This window comes from Olivibacter domesticus, assembly GCF_900109575.1.
Taxonomy (GTDB): Bacteria; Bacteroidota; Bacteroidia; order Sphingobacteriales; family Sphingobacteriaceae; genus Olivibacter; species Olivibacter domesticus.
Genome location: NZ_FOAF01000008.1, coordinates 88,730 through 111,151 on the forward strand (window position 1 = coordinate 88,730; position 22,422 = coordinate 111,151).

At 38.4% G+C, this 22,422-nt stretch carries 18 protein-coding genes; 16 read left to right on the forward strand and 2 right to left on the reverse strand.

The annotated features are described in order from the left end of the window. The first annotated feature begins 337 nt into the window (after positions 1–337). From BMY50_RS21805 to BMY50_RS21835, 8 genes are all read left to right on the forward strand, one after another. A complete protein-coding gene (locus BMY50_RS21805) occupies positions 338–934 on the forward strand; it encodes a TetR family transcriptional regulator (RefSeq protein ID WP_093329091.1) in 597 nt (198 codons plus the stop codon). A gap of 296 nt (positions 935–1,230) precedes the next feature. After that, positions 1,231–4,542, forward strand: coding sequence for a SusC/RagA family TonB-linked outer membrane protein (locus BMY50_RS21810; protein ID WP_093329093.1), 3,312 nt, complete (start codon positions 1,231–1,233; stop codon positions 4,540–4,542). Between the two features lie 10 nt (positions 4,543–4,552). Continuing rightward, positions 4,553–6,394, forward strand: coding sequence for a RagB/SusD family nutrient uptake outer membrane protein (locus BMY50_RS21815; protein WP_238383851.1), 1,842 nt, complete (start codon positions 4,553–4,555; stop codon positions 6,392–6,394). A 72-nt stretch (positions 6,395–6,466) separates the two neighbouring features. Continuing rightward, the gene (locus BMY50_RS28620) at positions 6,467–6,592 is read left to right on the forward strand and encodes a hypothetical protein (protein ID WP_262496940.1); all 126 of its coding nucleotides are present in this window, start codon (positions 6,467–6,469) and stop codon (positions 6,590–6,592) included. Positions 6,593–6,672: 80 nt separating this feature from the next. Then, positions 6,673–7,542, forward strand: a complete 870-nt coding sequence (locus BMY50_RS21820; RefSeq protein ID WP_093329097.1) for a DUF808 domain-containing protein — start codon at positions 6,673–6,675, stop codon at positions 7,540–7,542. Between the two features lie 280 nt (positions 7,543–7,822). Beyond that, entirely contained in the window at positions 7,823–8,227 is a 405-nt protein-coding gene (locus BMY50_RS21825; protein ID WP_093329366.1) for a DUF983 domain-containing protein, read from the forward strand. Between the two features lie 219 nt (positions 8,228–8,446). Next, a complete protein-coding gene (locus tag BMY50_RS21830) occupies positions 8,447–9,334 on the forward strand; it encodes an AraC family transcriptional regulator (protein WP_238383852.1) in 888 nt (295 codons plus the stop codon). Between the two features lie 262 nt (positions 9,335–9,596). Beyond that, on the forward strand, positions 9,597–12,767 hold the full coding sequence (locus BMY50_RS21835; RefSeq protein ID WP_093329100.1) for a TonB-dependent receptor: 3,171 nt from the start codon (positions 9,597–9,599) through the stop codon (positions 12,765–12,767). Positions 12,768–12,896: 129 nt separating this feature from the next. Here the strand turns inward: BMY50_RS21835 and BMY50_RS21840 are convergent, their stop codons facing one another. Beyond that, positions 12,897–13,925: a vWA domain-containing protein gene (locus BMY50_RS21840; RefSeq protein ID WP_093329102.1), complete on the reverse strand. Its 1,029-nt coding sequence runs from the start codon at positions 13,923–13,925 to the stop codon at positions 12,897–12,899. Positions 13,926–14,224: 299 nt separating this feature from the next. Here BMY50_RS21840 and BMY50_RS21845 point away from each other — a divergent pair, with 299 nt between their 5' ends. From BMY50_RS21845 to BMY50_RS21880, 8 genes are all read left to right on the forward strand, one after another. Then, positions 14,225–14,770 carry a hypothetical protein gene (locus tag BMY50_RS21845; RefSeq protein ID WP_202907907.1) on the forward strand — a complete coding sequence of 182 codons (546 nt, stop codon included), beginning with the start codon at positions 14,225–14,227 and terminating at the stop codon, positions 14,768–14,770. Then, complete coding sequence (locus BMY50_RS21850; protein ID WP_093329105.1) at positions 14,770–15,621, forward strand: ABC transporter ATP-binding protein; 852 nt, start codon at positions 14,770–14,772, stop codon at positions 15,619–15,621. The genes BMY50_RS21845 and BMY50_RS21850 overlap by 1 nt, the downstream gene beginning before the upstream one ends. Next, positions 15,621–16,451, forward strand: a complete 831-nt coding sequence (locus BMY50_RS21855) for an ABC transporter permease (protein WP_093329108.1) — start codon at positions 15,621–15,623, stop codon at positions 16,449–16,451. Before BMY50_RS21850 ends, BMY50_RS21855 begins: the two co-directional genes overlap by 1 nt. Next, entirely contained in the window at positions 16,448–17,101 is a 654-nt protein-coding gene (locus tag BMY50_RS21860) for a hypothetical protein (protein WP_093329110.1), read from the forward strand. The genes BMY50_RS21855 and BMY50_RS21860 overlap by 4 nt, the downstream gene beginning before the upstream one ends. A 153-nt stretch (positions 17,102–17,254) precedes the next feature. After that, positions 17,255–18,007 (forward strand): molybdate ABC transporter substrate-binding protein, encoded by a 753-nt coding sequence (gene modA / locus BMY50_RS21865; protein ID WP_093329112.1) that lies wholly within the window; start codon positions 17,255–17,257, stop codon positions 18,005–18,007. Between the two features lie 14 nt (positions 18,008–18,021). Next, positions 18,022–18,693: a molybdate ABC transporter permease subunit gene (modB, locus tag BMY50_RS21870; RefSeq protein WP_093329115.1), complete on the forward strand. Its 672-nt coding sequence runs from the start codon at positions 18,022–18,024 to the stop codon at positions 18,691–18,693. After that, the gene (locus BMY50_RS21875) at positions 18,690–19,307 is read left to right on the forward strand and encodes an ATP-binding cassette domain-containing protein (RefSeq protein WP_093329117.1); all 618 of its coding nucleotides are present in this window, start codon (positions 18,690–18,692) and stop codon (positions 19,305–19,307) included. The genes modB and BMY50_RS21875 overlap by 4 nt, the downstream gene beginning before the upstream one ends. Positions 19,308–19,522: 215 nt before the next feature. Next, positions 19,523–20,611: a 3-oxoacyl-ACP synthase III family protein gene (locus BMY50_RS21880; RefSeq protein WP_093329120.1), complete on the forward strand. Its 1,089-nt coding sequence runs from the start codon at positions 19,523–19,525 to the stop codon at positions 20,609–20,611. Positions 20,612–20,905: 294 nt separating this feature from the next. On the opposite strand, the gene BMY50_RS21885 is transcribed toward BMY50_RS21880, so the two are convergent. Continuing rightward, positions 20,906–22,003, reverse strand: a complete 1,098-nt coding sequence (locus BMY50_RS21885; RefSeq protein WP_093329123.1) for a DNA alkylation repair protein — start codon at positions 22,001–22,003, stop codon at positions 20,906–20,908. Positions 22,004–22,422 lie beyond the last annotated feature (419 nt).

Consider the following 22,422-nt stretch of genomic DNA (forward strand, 5'->3'; position numbering starts at 1 on the left):
TGTTTTCTTGAGGTAGACGCAAGCTATCTCTTCAAAAACATGCCTCGTCTCACTCAAAAATAAGCTATAAACATTTTTACAATATAAATTTAAACAGGCTCTAAGTATATATTGCCCGGCACTCCACCTTTTATAAGGGCCGGCAATTGACTAACTTGGCCAACAATTTAACGATGTTTCACGATATTGATGACCGCGCCTGTAAATAAATCAAGATGAAGGTCAGCTTTGGTTATTAAGCTATGGTTAAGAAATCTTTATTTTATTTATTAATTGAACATTCGTTCAATAATAACTTATTTATTTGCAGCTGATCAATGAAATTACGAAAAAGAATATGGGCAGAAAAAGCATAAAAGATACCCGGAAACCGGAAATTATTACAGCCTTTTATAAGGTAGCCAAGAAAATGGGTTACGCTAACACTTCAATCGCAAAAGTGGCAAAAGTGATGAATATTAATCCCAGTCTTATTATCCATTATTTTAGTACAAAAGAGGATTTAAAGGAAGCGCTGATAGACTATCTATTGGAACGGTATTTATTGATTTTTAAAATTGACCATGAGAAGGAATATGGGCTTGACGAATTTCATGAGATTATCGATCGTTTGTTTTCCAAAAAATGGAACAAGTTATTTGATGATGGGTTGTTTTATGATTTTTATGCAGAGAGCTTTCGGAATAAAAAAATTAAACGTAAGTATATTACGATCTTGGACTCCTTGCGATCGGCACTTACTATTGTACTGACCAAATTAAACAACCAGAAGCTGTTACAGTTGCCCGACCCTGCCCATACTGCCGACCTCATCTTCAATTTTCTAGATGGAGCTTACTTCTATCTATCTCTGGTTGAAGATAAAACTATGATAGAAAAAAGATTGAGCCAATACAAGGAAGAGATTTATGTTTTGTTGAGGTTAACTAAATAGATTCAATTCGACGTTTTTCTTGGGGTTAAGAAGGTGTCCAAATCTGTTATCGTCTTTTCGGACACCTTCTTCTCTTCTGCCTGCTATAGGTACCCAAAATAGTATGGTTTCTTTGTTGCTCCCTTGAAGTTACAGCATAGCATTTCTTTTCCCGTAAAGTGCTTTGCTCATTCCTTTTTCTTCGCTATGCAGTAATTTTATTTAATTGAATGTTCATTCAATTAAATAACGAATTTTTAATTTCTTGTTAACATACGAAGCCCATCTTTGTCCGGAATCCCTAATCTTAAAAATTTATGAAGCAACTTTTATTATTATTGGTCATAAGCCCGCTGATCGTGTGGCAGCAAGGTGTATTTGCCCGACAGACACTTCAGGAAGACCGAACAATTTCCGGAACGGTAAAAGATTCAATAGGAGAAACATTGCCCGGCGTAAGCTTAACTGTTGCCGGAAAAACACAAGGAACTTCAACCAATATTAATGGTTCGTTTTCCTTAAAATCAAAGACAGGTGATGTACTACATGTGTCCGCTGTAGGTTATCTGCCTAAAGACGTTACGGTAACTGCAGCCGAACATTACGATATCACGCTGGCTGAGGATAAGCAGAGTCTGAATGAAGTAGTAGTTGTTGGCTATGGCACACAGAAAAAAATAAATCTATCCGGCGCGGTCGACCAGGTAAAAGCCGCTGATTTACAGAACCGTCCGATACAGAATGTTGCACAGGGCTTGCAAGGAATGGTGCCGAACTTAAATATTCGTTTTGCGTCGGGTGGTCCAGGAGAAGCGGCTGATATTAATATCCGGGGAATTACCTCCATCAACGGTGGTGGGCCACTCGTATTGGTTGATGGGGTGCAGATTAATGCTGCCGAGCTGAACTTAATAGCTCCGCAAGACATCGAAACTATGTCGGTTATTAAAGACGCTTCCGCTGCGGCTATTTATGGGGCAAGAGCAGCCTTTGGGGTGATTCTTATTAAAACCAAAACAGGATCCGTAGCTGGTGCCACACTGAGTTATTCTAATAACTTCAGTTTAAACAAGCCTACCGTGTTGCCGAAAATGGTCACTGATCCGTATATCTTTTCGCGTTTACTGGAGCTATCTACCGATAATACGCCATGGGATAATGTAAACTATAGTGATCAGTTTTATCAATATGCAAAGGAGCGATCTGACAATCCTTCTACACCAGGTGTAAGGGTAAACCCTTCGGACCCTAGTTTATGGGAGTATATGGGCAATCGCGATTGGAGTCGTTATTTTATGGACGACTACAATTTCAACCAGAATCATGATCTGGCAATCAGTGGAGTGAGTGAAAATAATAAAGCCCAATATTATCTATCAGGTGGTTATAACAGGCAGAACAGTCCGCTTACCTTAGCCGACGATTATAATGATCGTTATAGTTTAAGGGCCAAAATTGATTATAACTTAAAAAAGTGGCTTAAAGTGGGAAATAATACCTATTACACTTTAACAAACCGAACTTCCCCCACTAGATTTTATAGTTCCCCGGGCGAAGCTACCGCCTCGCAACCTGCTACCAACACCCCTTTCAGCATTTACGATCTGTATACACTTTTTCCTACTTCATGGGACAAGAATCCAGATGGTACGTGGGCCAATGAAAGTGTGGGCCGGTTAGCCGCACAGATTGTCGACGGCGGTGCAACCACTGTCAAACAAAACATGATCCAGTCTACCTTTACAACTGAAATGTCTTTTTGGGATAGACTGTTAACCGTAAACAGTGATTTTACATTCAGAAATACGTCTATCAATACGAATTCCTATAAAACCAAATATCAGATTGGTTACGGCCCGGATGATGTACGGGAGGAGGGGGAGAATAGTGCCAGAAGAGATGCTGAATCGATTAATTATCAGGTATTCAATATTTATGGTACCTTGAATAAGAGTTTTGGGAAGCACAGCCTGTCAGCTGTCTTAGGTTACAACCAGGAAAATTATCGTAACGAATTTTTTTACGTCAACAAGCAGGACCTGATTTCATCTAGCTTCCCGACAATAGGCTTGGCTACCGGATTGACCACCGGTGATGAGGATATTCAGACCTATTCCTTAAGAGGAGCTTTCGGGCGTATCAACTATATCTTTAATGATCGCTATATCGTGGAATTTAATGGCAGGTATGACGGTTCATCCCGCTTTCCCAAAAACAAACGCTTTGGGTTTTTTCCGTCTGCATCAGCTGCTTGGCGGATTGATCAGGAATCCTTTATGGAAGGCATAAGGCAAACGGTCAATAACCTAAAACTTCGCGCTTCCTATGGTTCACTGGGCAACCAGAATATCTTCAATTATGGCTATCTACCGACAATGGAAACTTCCCTGGCTAATTATCTGATCGGTGGTAATCGTCCTGCCATGATTGGCTCTCCAGGTCTTGTTTCGAGCAATTATACTTGGGAGAAAGTAAATACACTCAACATTGGTTTAGATATGGGGGTTTTGCAGGATCGCTTTACCCTGACCTTCGATATGTATAAACGGAATACCTTAAATATGTTGACCTTAGGAAAGGAACTTCCGGGGATATTGGGCGCCATTGAACCAAGTGAAAATGCAGCAGACCTGCAGACGAAAGGCTGGGAGTTATCCTTGGGTTACCAAGACAAGTATGAAGTAGGAGGTAGCCCGCTTAGTTTCCAAGCTCGGTTTGTTCTTTCGGACTCTAAAACACATATTACGCGTTTCGACAACCCGAATGGAAGTATTCTGCAATATTACAAAGGGATGGAACTCGGGGAAATATGGGGCTTGCAAAGCAACGGGCTTTTTGCCAATACCGATGAAATTGCCCAATTGGACGAATCAGCTATTATCCCTTGGGGCGCCTTGCAGATTGTACCGGGATGGCCAAAATATATTGACCGGGATGGTAATGGCAAAATTGAAAAAGGATATACCTTGGACAATACCAAAGACCTTACTGTTATCGGAAATTCGACACCACGCTATCAATTTGGCTTAGACCTCAATTCGTCTTGGAAAAATTTTGATGTCAGACTTTTTTTACAAGGGGTTGGTAAACGGGATTATTATCCGATCGATTATCTCTATTGGGGTTTTTATCAGCAACCTTATGGTAATATGTACGAGCATTTACTTGATTTTTATAGACCTACAGGCGACAGCGATGAACAAAGGGCCCGTCATTCACAATCTTATCTGAATCTTGGTCTTGCAGATGCGAATCCGAATGGTAAATATCCTATTATGCAATCCTGGCTGGCCGATGCCAACCTCGGAACAAGAATCGATGATGCCATGGGGCTAGCGATTCCGCAAACAGGTTACCTGCTTAATGGCTCTTACCTGCGTGTAAAAAACATCACCATTGGTTATACTCTACCCGAAACGCTAACCAAGAAGATAGGTTTTACCCGACTTCGTATTTATGCTTCGGGCGAGAATGTCTTTGAATGGTCGGGTATAAAAGATTTTTATGACCCGGAAAGTACCAATGCCAATATCAATACAGATCCGACAAGCGCCGTCGGCAGAAGGGGAAATGGGATGGCTTATCCTTTCCAAAGAAGTTATTCCGTAGGAATCAATGCCATATTTTAAAAGCAAAAACATGTCAACTATATTAAATAAAAACATGAACAAGTTTATCAGCATCCGCCTGTTCATCGGCATTTTGGCCTTTTCAATGGTAGCCTGTAATGACGATTTTTTAGAAAAAACACCGGAAACGGATATTGACGCAGGCAGTTTTTTCAATACCGAAGAGGACCTCAACTTATATGTTTACAATCTCTATGATTTTCCTTCTACCGGCATCTATACGGATGACGCCTACAGTTTAACGGATAATGCGTTTTCCACTGGCAATGTGGAATTGAAAACAATGATGACTACCAATCCATCCTCTACGACCATCACCAGTGGATGGGCTAAAGAAGACTGGGAACAGTTAAGAAAGGCGAATTTCTTTTTGGAAAATTTTAATAAAGCTTCCATTTCGCAGGAGCGTCTCCACCATTTTGAAGGATTGGCGCGCTTTTTTCGTGCGCGTTTTTATGTAGGGAAAGTAAAGAGGTATTCGGACGTTCCCTGGACCGATAAAGCGTTAAGCCAAGATAGTCTGGATGTCTTGTTTGATGAAAGGGACCCGCGTGAAATAGTCATAAGCAAAATTATGGAGGACTATGAGTTTGCGATGAATAATGTGGATGTTTCTGTGCCTAACGGAGCTGTAAACCGATGGCTGGTAAAAGCAGATTATGCCCGGTTTCTTCTTTATGAAGGAACCTATAGAAAATACCATGCGGAATTGAATCTATCGGGGTCAGCAGCTGATCTATTGCAGAAAGCAGTAGACGTGGCCAAAGACATTATGGATAATGGATCATTTAATCTCTACACAACAGGAAAACCCGATCAAGATTATAGTAGTCTTTTTGCCAGTGCCGATCTTTCGAATAATCCAGAAGTAATCTTTGGCCGTTTTTATCAGGCAAATGTATTGAACGGGGATAGTGGAGAAAATCTATTCGGGAACTATGAGACCTATCCTGTGAAAGATCTGGTACAAGCTTATTTAATGAAAGACGGCTCTTTCTATAGTAGTCAGCCTAATTATCAACAGAATCAATTTGTAGCGGAATTCAACGACCGTGACCCACGCTTATATCAAACCTTTGCTTATCCGGGATGGGTATTGGTACGTTCCGGTACTTATGCACAGGGAGCCGGTTTATACGTACAGCAATTGGCCAAAAACTTTTCGGGCTATCACCAGATTAAAGGTTTTTATAATACAACCGATCAGGATGTACGAAACAATATGGATGTGCCGCTTTATCGCTTTGCCGAAATACTATTAATCTATGCAGAAGCTAAGGCGGAGTTGGGGCAACTTACCCAAGGCGATCTGGATATTACGGTAAATAAATTAAGAGATCGGGTAGCGATGCCTCATATGACCTTAGGAGCACCTGTTGATCCTGTAGAAGCTGCCAAGTTTCCGAATGTGACTTCCGGCCAACGAGCAGAAATTTTAGAAATAAGAAGAGAACGCCGAGTGGAGCTAGCTTTAGAAGGCCGACGATATGATGATCTCATGCGCTGGGAGGCCGGGAAATTTCTGGAGAAAGAACCGCAAGGCATCTACTTTGCCTCTTTAGGCAAACATGATGTAACCGGTGATGGAATTCCGGATATTTATTTGCTTCCCGCGTCTCAGTCTATCCCCGAGAAAAAAGAAACCAATAGCCTAGGGAAGGTGCTTCAATACTACCGTGTTGGCACTTTTGGTCAGGATGTATCCGTCTTTTTAGGAGGTACAAACTCTGGCAATATCCAGATCATAGAAAATAGTGGAACTTTCGTGGCCCCTAAATACTACTATCGCCCAATACCACAGCAACAAATGCAACTTAACCCAAATCTTAAACAAATTTTCGGATGGGAGTAGTTCGGCCATAAATACCTTTAAGTCAGGCTCACTTTAATAAGTGGGCCTGACCTGTTTTCATAGCTGCAAGATATGGGCTCTTCTTTAACTTGGTACCCAATCGCGGATGATTTAGCAAAAGGAATTTTACCTGGAATGGTACAGAACAGGGAAAATGTATCAGATCGAAGCGATGCCGCAGTTAGAATGGAGCCCTAAGCCGAATAAATTCTATTAAAAACGCTGCACGATAGAATAGAATTTATTTCTATTTTTACCTCCACATAATAGAACAGAACATGGCATCAGGTTTTTTTGCGATTTTGGATGATATAGCTGCTTTGATGGATGATGTGGCCGTTACCAGTAAAATAGCAACACGTAAAACTGCAGGAATATTGGGAGATGATTTAGCCGTCAATGCGGAAAAAGCTACGGGATTTCTGTCTTCACGCGAATTACCGGTACTATGGGCCATCACAAAAGGGTCCTTCATCAATAAACTTATCATTATTCCTGTTGCCTTACTGCTCAACGTCTTTTTTCCGGCAGCTATAAAAGTCATTTTGGTTTTTGGAGGGTTCTATTTGGCCTATGAAGGGGTGGAGAAAATTATTGAATTCCTTTTTCATCGTTCGAAATCGGGTCATCAAGTCATTGAAAATAGTGAAAAAAATAATAGCGATGCCGAAAAAACCAAAATTAAGTCAGCTGTAACTACCGATTTTATACTATCTGTGGAGATAGTAATTATTGCATTAGGGACGGTTTTGGAAAAAAGTTTAACTATACAGATCATAACCGTTTCTGTTGTTGCTTTATTGGCCACAGTGGGCGTTTATGGGATAGTTGCTCTTATTGTTAGGATGGATGATACCGGCTTTAAACTTATAAAAAAATCTAATGACGAAGGATTTCTATCCAAAATTGGTCATTTATTAGTTAAGGCATTGCCTATTGTTATCAAAATGTTAGGTTTTGTAGGAACGATCGCCTTGCTTTTGGTCTCCGGTGGCATTTTTGTTCACAATATTGATTACTTACATCATCTTTTCCCCACAGTACCTTCAACAATTAAAGAATTTGCATTTGGTCTGGTTGCTGGTCTAGCAGTGATAGCAATTCTTACAATTGGTAAAAAAGTGTTTTCATTTGCTATGCGCCGATAGATAAAAATAGGGGATATATAGCAAAATCAGCGTCATTCGTGCGATTTAAAGCATTGAACGATCGATATGAATGAAAAGAGCGTTATACCTATTTGTCGGCTATTGTGACAATCGTAATGAACGCAGTACGGTAATCAGTAAAATGTACCATAGTTGACATAAATGACACCATAAAATGGACTTCTTTGTCATTAATTTTGTTGTATTCGATAACAGGCTTACGGATGACTTGTAACGCATAGGAGCGAGAAGTCATTACTGTAAGATTATAAGGATGAATATGGAAGGTCATAAAGAAACAAGCGAATGGAAAGCGGCAATGCATGCCAGATGTCCTCGCTGTCGTACAGGTGCAATGTTTACGGGCAAAACTTATGGTTTTAAAGTGCAGAAGATGAATGAGACTTGCCCGCATTGTGGACTTAAATTTGAACGGGAGCCAGGGTATTTTTATGTGGCAATGTTTGTTAGCTATGCAATGAATGTCGCTGAATTGATAACAGCCTGCGTGGCTACTTATATATTGACTGGCAATTTAGAATCACCTTGGTTATATCTTGCTGTAGCATTGGGCACAGCTTTCTTGCTAGCGCCTTTAAACTATAGGTATTCAAGAGTCGCGTTGCTTTTTTGGTTAACACCCGGACTTCAATATAGACCTGATCTTATTCAGGATAAAAAATAGTTCGTTTAAATTCACAATTTTTATTGCGGCTCCCTTAGCACAAGGGAGCCTTTTATATTTTAGTACGTTTCTTCCGAAATAAGTGATGGTTTTGATCTTACTGGGCAGGAATTTATCTCGAACCATATTTTTCTAATGAAATCATCTTTTAAATAAAAGGTGGCTTAATTTTCGCTTATTTTGTTTTAAACCTGAATTCAGGGTTTAAAGTGATAATTTATGAAGGTTTCGGTAGATAATAATATGAAAGTTCTTCCTGTGTATGATATCAAAGGGCTCGGTGTTACACAAAATGATATCTTAGTAAAACCCTTTGCTCCTTATATTGAAGAGCATCAGAAATTGCTGATCCCACATAGGCATTCATTCTATCATATTGTCTATTTCACAAAAGGAAGCGGGTGGCATACCCTAGATTTTGAACAGTTCGAAGTGAAACCTTTTCAAATTTATTTTATGATACCTGGGCAGGTGCACCATTGGAATTTTCATGGAGCCGCAGATGGCTATGTGCTGAATTTTTCTGATTCCTTTTTTCAGTCGTTTTTATTGCGACCTGATTACTTAGAGGATTTCAGTTTCTTTAGAGGGATAAGTGATGAGTCAATAATAGACATTCCTAAAGAACGCAGAGAGAAGGTCGAGTCGATATTCAACGAAATGATACAGATTAAAGCGACCATCAATTCCATGAATCTTGATAGGTTACGAGTGAAAGCCCTGGAGCTCTTTTTGAATGTAGCAAGTTTACGGATAAATAAAGGCATGGAAGTATCGGCGTCTAATCAGACGTTGCTGAGAAATTTTCAAAAATTAATTGAAAAACATTTCAATACGATGAGATTGCCGAAAGACTATGCAGCTTTATTATATGTTACCCCCAATCATTTAAATGCTATTTGTTCTGATCTGCTAGGGATTTCTGCAGGAGAGTTGATTAGAAATAGAGTAATTCTAGAAGCTAAAAGACTCCTTGTTAACCTTCAACTACCAATATCAACCATTGCTTACCAATTGAATTTTAGTGATAATTCCTATTTCACCAAGTTTTTTAAAAAGAATATGGATATCACTCCCGAAGAGTTTCGAAAACAATTTGAAAGATAAAATGACTAAATGAAACCGGTAAAATAAAAAAATGTAATAAATAGTAACTTATTGCTGTTAGAAATTTGTAATTTTATTTTAAAATTATGCTGTATTGTTTTTTTGAGTGAATTAGAATCTTGCTTGATTTAGTGGAATTTAGGCTAAATGGTTAAGAAAAAGCGTGACAAATTGTATTGGACATAATTTGTTAACAAAAAGAAATCATTCAATTAATACTATACGGATAGTTTTGCCAAATATCAAACCGCAATTATTCGAAATGAAACGACTATTCATTGTATTATTAATTTTTTTGTTTGCGCAACAAGACCTCTTCTCGCAAACAACGCAAGCATCTATTTCTGGTAAAGTCAATGATGAAACGGACAAGCCCATAGCTGGAGCGTCGGTTCAGGTGCGAAATGAATCAACCGGATTTACCACAAAAACCTCCACTAATACCAATGGCGACTTTACATTTAAGGAGCTTCCATTGGGAGGGCCTTATACTGTCCGTATACAATATATAGGCTATGGAGAGCAAGTCCGTACAGGATATACCCTGAACCAAGGAGACGTGGTGCGTGTGAGTATCGGAATGGCCGAATCCTCCCAAAACTTAGATGCGGTGGAAATCACTGCGACTACCGGCTTGAAGGATAAGATCGAGAATTTAGGTGCTGCAACAGCAGTTAGTGCAAAAGATGTAACCCGTTTACCTGTTAACGGGCGTAATTTTACTTCGCTTACAGATTTATCGCCTTTAGCAACTGGCGGAAGTATTGCCGGACAATTGGGTTCTTCCACAAACTTTACAATTGATGGGATGAATTCAAAAAACCCTACCTCGGCAGGGTCGACAACAAGTCGAAGTGGTGCACCCTTTTCGATTTCCATAGAAGCGGTACGCGAATTTAAAGTTGTGACCAATCAGTATGATGTTACTTTGGGGCGCGCTGGAGGTGGTACCATTAGTGCTGTAACCAAAGCTGGTACAAATACACTGAGCGGTAGTGCCTGGAATTATATGCGTGCCGACTGGTTGTCGAGTCCTTACGATATCCGTGGCAATAAACGCGACGATGATTTTTCTACTTATCAGTATGGTTTTACCTTGGGAGGACCGATTGTAAAAGACAAGGTACATTTCTTTGTTGCATGGGATCATCAACGCGATGCTAGGCCGTTGATTATTGCGGATATCAATTCGCCTACAGATGAGCGACGTTTCAATGTCACACAATCGACATTGGATGAATTTGTTGAAATCGGTCGCTCAAAATACGGTTTGGGCGCCGGACCGCAGTACGGTTCTTTTGGTAAAAAACGGGGATCGGACGCTGCTTTTGCCCGTATTGATTGGCAATTGAATGATCATAACCTATTAACAATTCGTGATAACTATACCAACGACCGCAATAAATTAGGTCTAGGGGATAATACGCGCATCAACTTATATGAATCTTATGGGGATGATAAAAATATAGATAATAGCTTTTTAGCAACCTTACGTACAACACTTAGCTCTCGACTTACTAATGAACTAAAGGTGCAACATTTGTATACCTACCAAAAAAGTAGTCCGGGTAGCCAATTGCCAGGCGCTAACATTCCACGGGCAATTGTTGAAAACGTAGCTTCTCAGATTGGTGAAGATAATTTGTTTACCAATATTCAGCTCGGCGGGCACCGCTTTGCACAGGAGGATTTTACGAATAATGTATTCCAATTGATCGACAATATTTATTACAATACGGATAAAATCAATTATACCTTTGGTGTCGATTTAATGTATACCCATGCTAAATCATTGTATGGAAGTGAGGTGAACGGACGTTTCCAATTTAGACCGACAGCGGCCACGGAGACTAATCCTGGAGCTACGGCATTAGAGAACTTCAACAACCTTGCTCCCTATGCTTTTTATCGTGAAGTGCCTTTGGTAGCTGATCCAACCGTTGTTGGAAAGATTTTCAATGCAGGTATTTATGGGCAAATGCAAACAAAATTGGCTACCGGTCTGGAAATGATGGCCGGCTTACGCTTGGACTACGGGCATTACCCAAAATCACCTTTAAATCAGGAATTATATGATGCAGTGGGCGTACGTACCGATCATAAACTGAAGTCTTTTGTAGTACAGCCACGTTTCCAATTTACCTGGGATGTTAACGAGGAACATAAGGATTACATCCGCTTAGGTGCCGGTATCTTCGCTTCCGATATTAATAATTACATGACCATTAATAATCTGACCTTCGATGGAAAGCACTTTGCTACCGTAGATGTTCGAGATCCATCTGTGTTAAGACCTGATTTCGCGGCTTATAGGAATGATCCATCGACTATTCCAACTTTTGCGGATTATCAGGTGCCAACTATTAATACCTACTCTTCGGATGCTAAAATTCCAATTGTCTATAAAGGGAATATCTCTTATACCCGTTTTATTACCGATAAACTGAAAGTAGGCGTTACGGGATATGCCACCTTAGGAAGGAATAATTATATGTACGTAGACCGTAATATGGCAGCTGAACCGTTTTTTAGGCTAAGCAACGAAGATAATAGGGGAGTGTATGTTCCTGCAGAAGCAATCGTGAATGGCGCTGCTGATTGGAAAGCAGGACGGATCAGCGATCGCTTTGGCCGCGTATTGGAGCTTAACAGTGAAGGGAAAGTGAACCAATTTGCAGTAGTTGTAGATGGAACTTATCAATACTTTAAAGATGGTGAAATATCAGTAAGTTACACTTGGAATGACACCAAAGACAATACCTCTTACAATGGTAATGTAGCTAATACAGCAACTCTTTCATTGGCCGTAAAAGATGATCCACGTGACTTAAGTGTTATGAGTTACTCCAACAGTCAATTTAGACATAAAGTGGTTTTTTATGGTACTTTACCTAGCTTCCATGGTTTCAATATCGGTGTCCGCTATTCGGGTGTTGCAGGTACCCGTTATAGCCTCTTGGCCGGGGGTAATACCAATGGCGACTTTGTTACCAATGACAATGATTTGGCATTTATTTTTGATCGTAACAACCAGGGTACGGCTGAACAAATACGCACGGGGTTGCAAGCTTTATTGGATAATCCGGAGGCTAGTCAAAGTCTGAAGGATTATATCAATAAATACTCCGGTCAGATAGCCGAACGGAATGGTGGTATAAATGGATTTTATGGAGTGATCGATTTAAGAGTGACAAAAAAGTTTATGCTCTATAAAACGCATTCCTTGGAGTTATCCTGTGATGTCTTTAATGTCGCTAACTTGTTTAAAAAGACTTGGGGTGTAAACGAATCCTTAGGAAATCAGGCATTATATGCTTTGACAGGGTTTGATGCCGCTACACAGCAGTTTAATTACCGAGTAAACAATACAGGAATTGTAAACCCGTCTGGAAATCCTTACCAATTCCAATTAGGAGTGCGTTATGGGTTCTAATCTGATGTTATAATTTATTTAAAACATCGTTTTAATAAATTTTATTAAACAAAAAAGAGCTGCTTAATAAGCGGCCCTTTTTTGTTACAGGCTCTATTGACTTCAATTTTAGCTCATTTAACCACCCTATTAATCGTAGTCAAAACTAAAAGGAACGCTTATCTCGCCACCATAAGGAAACGTGATCTTTAATTGATGTTCAACAGTACCGCTTCCTTGAAAAAGATTATTGGCATCCTTTCCTGTTATGGTCCACTCTGTTTGATAATAGATAGCCGTATTGGTTAGTAATTTACCTAAATTACCGAAAATACTGATCAGCTGCTTGGCATCTTTTGCATATAAAAACGCTCCGTTTGTTGCCACTGCTTGCTTAAGTAATAAACGGGTATTTACATCTTCCAATCCAATATTATACAATTTTACATTTTTATCTTTCGCATGCGCTACTACCTCATCGGATGTAGGTCTATATTCTGTGTCTTCTCCATCTGTAAAGGTTAAAACAGCTTTGTTCGCTTTCGTAGAGTTATCTCTTGTGTAAGAAATCGCGCCATATTGAGATTTATATAGCGGGGTAGACCCTCCTTCTTGGTTTCTCAGTTTTTCTATTTCCTGTATAACAGAGGCAGTATCTGTAGTGAAATCTACTAGTTCTGTGTAATTGCTATTAGCAAATGACCACAAGCCTATATTGTTATTAGCCCCTAAATTAGAACAGAAAATTTTGGCTGCTTCTAGTCTATAGTTTTCTGGGTCTGTACTGCTTATGCTTCCACTTTGATCGAGTAACATTAGGGCAGAATAATCTGCTACATTACCTGGAGTGATTAATTGCGTGTGATCATTATTAAAAAGCGTAGTATTTCCTGATAACACAAGTGTGTCAATAAGGAAGTTCGATCCATTTAGGTTATCTTCAACATTCTTCGAATCTCTAAACACAGCTAGGTCCATCTGAAACCGCAGGCGATCAGTTGATTTTTCAAGGACCTTTATATTAAGTATTGCAGCCGAAGGCAATGAATTATCGTTTAAAGGTGCAACGATAGGTGGCGGCTCTTCATTATTGTCTTTTGAGCAGCTGCATAAAAAGAACGTAAGCATAAAAATGCCGATAAATGAAAGCCTTTGATAGAAGAAATGCGTTTTGTTCATAATTCTTAATAATAGAAATTCAAAAGTAAAGCATTAGGGTAGGCTATGCTATAGAAGCTTACCGTGTTTTTTTTCTACTGGTTTCAAGGGATATTTTCCGGCATGGAAATGACCACTAACCAAATTTAAATAGCCTATATATTCTCATAATATTGTAATGCTATGCCTTTTTGATGCATCTTTAAGGGAAAACGCTTGAGAAGAAAAAAATAAAAACGTAATATTGAAAATTAAATCGGTCCATCAGATCCTAACCCAAAAATGGTATCTGCAGGGAAAAGATGTAATGATTAGCTAGCATGATGGATAATAATATTTTACCGAAGCAACCGCGTACAATCGTTTCCTACTGGAATGTGGGACGTTTATTGCATTATTCGGTAATATTGTTTGTTTTAGAGTCTTACTTTTATTGGGTAAAGTTTGAGCATGCTTATACGCACGACTCGCTTTTAACTGTTTTATTCTGGCTGGGCTGTTTGTTATTTTCTTTCAGCCATATCTTTTTAGTTATCATGGATGCCTGGTCGCGTTTTCAAAACTATAAGCGAATAAAAGATCATTTGTTTATACATGGTTTTACGCCTAAAATTGCAGAGCATTATAAAGGATCCAAATGTCAACGTAATGCGGTGATAGTGGCAGCAAAGGAATTAGGGTTGGAAGAGGAGGTACAACGATATTACCTTAAACTAGGTGTTAAGTGGTTTCATCTTATTCCTCATTTTATGATTAATGACCCGCTATTTCTATTTAAAAGATATTTCTGGTCGCGAACTTTTATGGAAAAATACTACGAGCCAAAGTTCAATTTCCGAGCACTTAACCAAAAGATTTCTTTATAATGCTTATCGGAAATAACCTGAGTAAAACATATCCATCGAAAAAGGCCCTGGAAGATGTAAGCATAGAGATTGCTGCCGGACAAATATGTGGATTGCTGGGACGTAACGGTGCTGGAAAAACTACCTTGTTTAGAATTTTGTGTGGACTTATTAAACCGGATAGTGGAAGCGTAACCATTAATTCTAAACGGTCTAAACCTGTGGGCGGCATCATTGAAAGACCAGGTTTATATAATTACTTAAGTGCGTACGATAATTTGAAAATATTTGCGGGCATTCAAGGAGCAGCCACCGACACGAATACCATTCAACAGCATCTTTTAAGAGTTGGCCTCCCCTTAGACCGGAAAGATCCAGTACGCAATTTTTCGATGGGTATGAAGCAGCGGCTAGGCATTGCTATAGCGCTTCTGAATAATCCGGAATGCCTTGTGTTAGACGAGCCTTTTTCAGGGCTTGATCCTATTGGGGTTGCTTCTTTGATTGCCTTGATTCAACGGCTTGCGGCCGAAGAAAATATTGCTATTCTATTGTCTTCTCACTTAATGGGTGAATTAAGTAAATGCTGTCATTATTTATATGTGATCGATAATGGTCAGATCGTAAATGCTGGGACCACTGTGCAGCTGATAAATGAACATATCAGTAGCTTTAGCATTACCGCTAAAAATATTTCATCTTCCTCCACCCTCGAAAAATACAAAATAATTCACGGCATTAACGAGGTTAAAGTTATGTGTAAGGCAAAAGAGATTCCGTTTTTATTGAAGGAGTTGCTGAGAGAAGGAATCGAAGTAACCGCTTGTACACCAGATTTAACTTTAGAACAATTAATTAAACCCGATCGTTAATGAAGTCGTTATTATTGGCTGAGTCCATGAAGATTGCCAAACAGAGCAAAACCTATTATGCTTTGGGCGCTATTTTTCTTATTGAACTTTTAATATTAATTACTGCTTATTATCAGGGAAGTACTATTCTTGATTTGTTGCTTGATAACTTAAAACAGTCCTTTTACTTTGAAGGAGATTTATTGAATGGTAATCTTATCATGTACATTGTGTTGAACTCATTGTGGTTTAATGTTCCGCTTATACTGATGATTGTTACCTCTGGTGTTCTTACCGATGAATATAAAGATGGTACACTTCAAACAGTTATGCTTCAGGCCGTAAAAAAGTGGAAGTTTATGCTTGCAAAATACGTCATTGCGGTGTGCTTCACACTTTTTGTCATTATTTTTATGATGATTAGTACCTGCGTGCTAGCTTATTCGCTTTTCGGAAAAGGGGACTTAGTAGTGTATCTTAACACGCTTAATTTCTTTGAAACGTACGATGCCTTCCACCGTATCTGCCTAGCATTTGCCTCGGGCGCCATTGCAATGGTTTTTTATTGTACGGTGAGCATCACGTTGGCAGTGGTAATAAAGGAAGCAGCTAAAACTTGGATCGCCTCCGCCTTATTTTTGGTTATAACGAATTTATTGCTTAAGGTTGATTTCGGATTAAAAGTGGTGAACGATTATTTTTTTCCGAAACTTATTGATACTTGGCAGCAACTGTTTTATTATGAAACAGATTGGCCACATATTCTATCCAATAATATGGTGCTTATAGCTTATAGCATCGCTTTAATGATATTGGGTATAGTAGTATTTCATAAAAAAGATATTGGATGATTCGACTTGTTTTTATACTATTCTTGTTTGTTGCTCAAATGGGTGCGGCCCAAAGCATTGATGCTGATTTGTTACAGATAAAGGAACGAATGGATGGTGTAAAGCAATTTTCTGCCACAATTACACTTAATTTGGAAGTTCCTTTTATTAATATGCCAACCAAATCTGCCAAGGTGAATTATGCGCAGGGTAAAAAGATGATGTTTTCTTCGAGCGATTTTGTAATGCTCCCTAAACGCGGATTAGACTTCTCCTTATCCGAAATTTTTAAATATCCTTTCATTACTGTGGATAGGGGTTTCGAAACACGAAATGGTAAATCGTTAAAGGTAATTAATGTGATTCCGACGGATAAACGATCTGAATTGGCGTTGGCAACGCTCTATATGGATGTGAAAGCGAAGCGTATGGTGGAGTCTGAGATTAATACTCGTAAAGAAGGATCGTATACACTATTCATGCAATATGCATCCGTCAAAGATATACTTCCAAGTTATGTAGAGGCTACTTTCGCGATAGAACGCCTTAAAATACCACTCAATTTTATGGGTAAAGACACAAAGATTGATAGAAAGAAAATGAGAAGTATGGAAACGAAAACCGGCAAAATAAAAATGCAGATAACAGATTATGATATTATGTATAAATAAGTTTATGACTATGCCGTTTTTTCACTAAGGTGGGTGCTGAATTCTCAGAAAAGAATATTATACTTGCTAATACGGGCGGTAGGAATCTGTTGCTTGATTTGTATGATAAGTTGCTAGCGTAGAAACCAAATGGTAGATTAACAGCGTAGTTTTATGAAAAAGTTAATTACTCTTATTTTTTTGCTGATTGGAGCCGTTAGCCCCACGCTATCGCAAGCGCTTAGGGTTGCTGTTGCGGCCAATGCACAATTCGTTATTGGCGCTCTGCAAGCCGATTTCAAACAGAAAACAGGTATAGAAATGGAAACCATTATTGGTTCTTCAGGAAAGTTAACCGCACAGATTAAAAATGGTGCTCCCTATGATTTTTTCTTATCTGCAGATATGGAATTTCCCAATCAATTATTCAAAGATGGTTTTGGCCTTACTGAAGTAAAAGAATATGCTTCGGGAAGTCTCATCATTTGCAGTATTGATGCGCTGGATTTAAAAAATTGGCAGCAAATATTACTTCAAAGTAAAATAAGTAAAGTTGCCATTGCAAATCCATCGCTTGCGCCTTATGGTAAAGCTACTGAGCAGGCATTACGTCATTACAAATTATGGGATAAAGTTAACGACAAACTTGTTTTTGGAGAAAGTATTTCACAAGTAAACACCTACATAACGACCGGTTCTGTCTCATTAGGCTTTACAACAGAAGCATTAATTCATGAGTATAAATCGAAAGATAAACTGAATTGGGAGCGGTTGGACAGTAAGGTATATGGGAAAATTAGGCAGGGTATGCTTGTTCTTCGCTATGCCCGAAACCGTAATTTTGAAAAGGCAATGAAATTTTACGATTATCTTTCTTCTGCATCGGCAAAACAGCTTCTGAAGAAATATGGATATCAAGTTCCGTAAATAATAAGATTACTATGGATTTAGCGCCCCTTTGGCTTAGTTTAAAGCTTTCTTTTATTGCCACTTTTATATTGCTGGTGATAGGACTGCCTTTAGCCTATTGGTTGTCAAAAAAAAACTCCATTCCTAAACTTATTTTAGAGGCCATTATTACGATGCCACTTGTGCTTCCGCCCTCTGTTTTAGGGTTTTATTTATTGTTGGCTTTTAGTCCGAATAGCATGTTAGGGAAACAGCTCCAAACCTTATTTAATGTTCAATTGGTGTTTTCTTTTGAAGGGTTGATTGTTGCTTCTATTATATATAGTCTCCCATTTATGGTAAGTCCCATCAAATCTGCGTTCATTCACTTGCCTAATTCCCTATCTGAGGCATCTTATACAATGGGAAAAAGTAGAGTAGCAACTTTTTTTCATGTGTTAATGCCTAATATTAAATCATCCATTCTTACTGCAATAGTACTAACTTTTGCGCATACACTGGGCGAATTTGGTGTGGTGCTGATGATTGGAGGGAATATTCCTGGTGTTACGAAAGTGGCTTCTATCTCTATTTATGATTCTGTAGAGCGCATGGATTATGCAAGTGCAAATTATTATTCTCTTATACTTTTCTCTATCACCTTTATCATTGTGATTACTGTTTTTATTTTGAATCGGCATTCAGCCAAAAGCCCACTCGAATGATCGTTGTTGATGTAAAGAAAAAAATAAAAACCTACAATGGTTTTAATGAATTCCGGCTAAAGGCATCTTTTGCTATGGCAAAGACTACGAAACTTTATGGGCCTTCGGGTGTTGGTAAAACTACCCTTCTTAAGATAATTGCCGGTTTAATTCATCCGGAGGAAGGAATAATAACGGTGCATAATGAGGTATGGCTAGATACGCATAAAAAAATCTGTGTGCCCCCGCAAAAAAGAGAAATCGGTTTTGTATTTCAAAACTATGCTCTTTTTCCAAATATGACAGTAGAGCAGCATCTTCGTTACGGTACACAAAATTCATCCTATATTCAGGAGTTATTGACGTTAGGAGAGATGGTAAACTTTAAAAAACATAAGCCACAGCAGCTCTCCGGTGGACAGCAACAAAGGCTTGCAATTTTACGGGCCTTATCTACGAAACCAAAAATTTTACTTATGGACGAACCTTTTTCTGCACTGGATAATGCCCTGAAGTATAATTTGATGACCAATTTAAAGCAATTATTAACAAACTTGAACACTACTTGTATAGTTGTAACACATCATCCCTTTGAAACCGAGGGGTTTGCGGAAAATGCTATTGAATTAAGCTAAAAGACAATGGAGTGTATTGAATCATTGACAACGTAAAAGATCTATATTTTTCCTTTCATATTGTCTGTTTATTTTGTACCTTATTATTTCATTTGATATGCATGATATAGTTGAGAAAACAAAAATGATATTTTCGGCTCTAATTCTAACGTGCTACCATTTAGAGAATAGAATATAAATATGCGCGTGAGCGAATAATATTAAAAGAAAGAATCATGAATCAAAAAACATATGCTGTCATCATCGGCAGTGGTAGCTATATTCCAACCAGAAAAATATTGAATGAGGATTTTATGAATCATGTTTTTTACGATCGTGAGGGAATGTTGCTTCAAAAAATGAATGTAGATATCATTCAACAGTTTGGAAAAATAACAGGCATTAACGAACGAAGATATGTGACAGATGATTTAGTAGCCTCTGATATTGCTTTTTATGCTGCAAAAGATGCATTAGAATCGGCAAAGATAGATGGGGAAACGCTCGATTATATCATTGTTGCTCACAATTTTGGCGATATTCGTGCAGATAACCTTAGGAGTGAATTTGTTCCGGCACTTTCATCGAGAGTAAAGCACCATTTAGGTATTAGCAATCCTTATACAGTAGCTTATGATTTACCTTTTGGTTGCGCGGGCTGGCTACAAGGACTTATACAGGCAGATTATTTTATCCGGTCGGGTAATGCAAAAAGAATAATGGTGATTGGTACTGAAACACTGTCACGCATATGTGATCCGCATGATCGTGATAGTATGATCTACTCCGATGGGGCAGGTGCGGTTATTGTTGAAGCAAGAGAAAGTGATGTACCAGTTGGAATACTATCGCAGGTAGTAAAATCTTACTCGGATGAATTAGCTTATGTATTGCGGATGGAAAAATCTTCAAATCCTAACTATGGTAAGGATACCCTGTTTTTGAAAATGAATGGCCGAAAATTATATGAAAATGTGCTGAAAACGGTCCCCCAAGTTATCAAAGAATGTCTCGAAAAAGCTGGGTTATCAGTGTTAGATATCAATAAGATATTAATTCATCAGGCTAATGAGAAAATGGATGATGCTATTTTGAAACAGCTATTCGCTCTTTATGAGTTGGACATGCCTGCTAAAGATCTTATGCCCATGACTATTTCTTGGTTAGGAAATAGTTCTGTAGCAACTTTACCTACTCTTTTTGACCTGATGTTCAAAGGTAAATTCGAAAAGCAAGCCATCAATAAAGGGCAGCACATTGTCTTTGCTTCAGTTGGTGCGGGTGTTAATATGAATGCAGTGGCTTATAAAATTCCAAATGATTAAACTGTTTAAAATACATAGCCTTTAAAAAAGGGTTAGCCAAAGCTTGTTCCGGGAAGAGGTACTTATCGTGAACAAAATGAACAATTGAAAGAGATAATAAAAGTATATTTTCGCAATGCCTCACACCATGAGGTAATAAACATTTCAGCAAGGCCACCTCTTCCCGGGGTGGCTTTATTTTAATACGGTCCTTATCATGTCAATCTGTTCTGTCTTAACATTGTTTTATTGTTTTGCGCTACTAAGTAATCGGAAACAATGGAAATACCTTTGCCAAAAGGGGTTTTTATCTGCTTAAGCAAGCACAAAAGAAGTTTGAGCCATTTCCGATCCATTGAGAATAATAGTGAGATGGTGTTGCCCGGAATAAAATACCCGTGTTGTAATCGGTTTAAAAGAGTGCCTTCTGGTTATCTTTGAGATCTCGTTAGCCTTATAAAGTCTCTCGCTAATCTTAAATACTTTTTTGTAGTGTTTTCCATTAGCCTTAAGATAATGAATGCCGTATTCCAGGCGTATTATTTTTTCAATATTAGCCGTATTCGTGATGATAAAAGAAAAACTAAGATGACCACCTATATGAACAGTAGGGGTAGATAGTTCAACACCGTTAATCGAAATAAATGTATGTTGAAATCCGAAATAACGAAGTGCTTCTGTATTCCCTTGTTTTAATAAGGTTCTGCAACCGTGTTTAATAATAGCATCTGTTTCTTTGCTGATGCCTTTCCATTTATTTGCAATCTCTAATACAACTTGTGGATGGTCTTTCGCAATATCATTGAGGCTATTTGCTACGCTTTTCCTGACCCATTCAGATGGATCATTTTTCAGATGTTCCAATAGGGGTAGGATAGGTGCAGGATTTTTCTTTAATGCGGGTATTGCTAAGCCCCAAGGTAAACGGGGTCTGCTTCCTTCGCTAGCAAGGCGTCTGACTTTATGATTTTCATGGTGCGACCATTTGGTCATCTCATATATCATTTCATTCCCGTATTTTAATAAAAAAGGACGTACTGCAAATTCAGCACTCACCAATTGCGTTGTTTTTTCTAAAGCAGGGATTGCCTCTTTAAAACTTTCTAGACCATACATGGCGATGTATTGCGGTAAGAAAATAAGTGCCAAACTATCTTTGCCTTTCTCCGTTACCATTAATTCATCCACTATTTTGATTAATATCGGTGAGGCTTCCGAAAAATTTTCAGGCATAAAGGTATGGAGTACCCTCGTTGTATGGTGCATTCTTTCTTTCCACTCCATTTGCTCAAAATTATTGGAAAAAATACGGTCCATAAAGGTCGCCTTTTCTAAAGTAGGAAGTAGTGGGACCATGCGGTCAACAAGGTCGTTATAAAAAAGTGGGTTATAAATATTTTTAATTAAGCTCATATAGATGTTGGTCTTTTATACGGTCATATGCCCTAAAGGGGTGAAATGAATCATTCTTGCTGACAAAGGTATAGCTTAATTACCTGAATTCGATTATTATCTTTCGCAAGAGGACAATCTATTCTTTCAAGCTTTCGCAAAAAACAGAATAAGCTATTAAATAACATTATTTATGAGCTTCTTTTAGTGATTTAACTGCCGTATCTTACGTTTTTTTTCTTTAAAAATACTCAAACCTGCATAATTGTGAAATAGATTTCTTAAATTGGCACTACCATTTATAAACCTGTCTTAAATCAGGGAAATTTTTATTTATTACTTATGCCGTTTTAACTTGCATATGCATGTTGGTGTGGCTAATTGTAATCAACTTTTGTATGCGAAATATTCTGATTATCATATTAAATAAACAACATGAG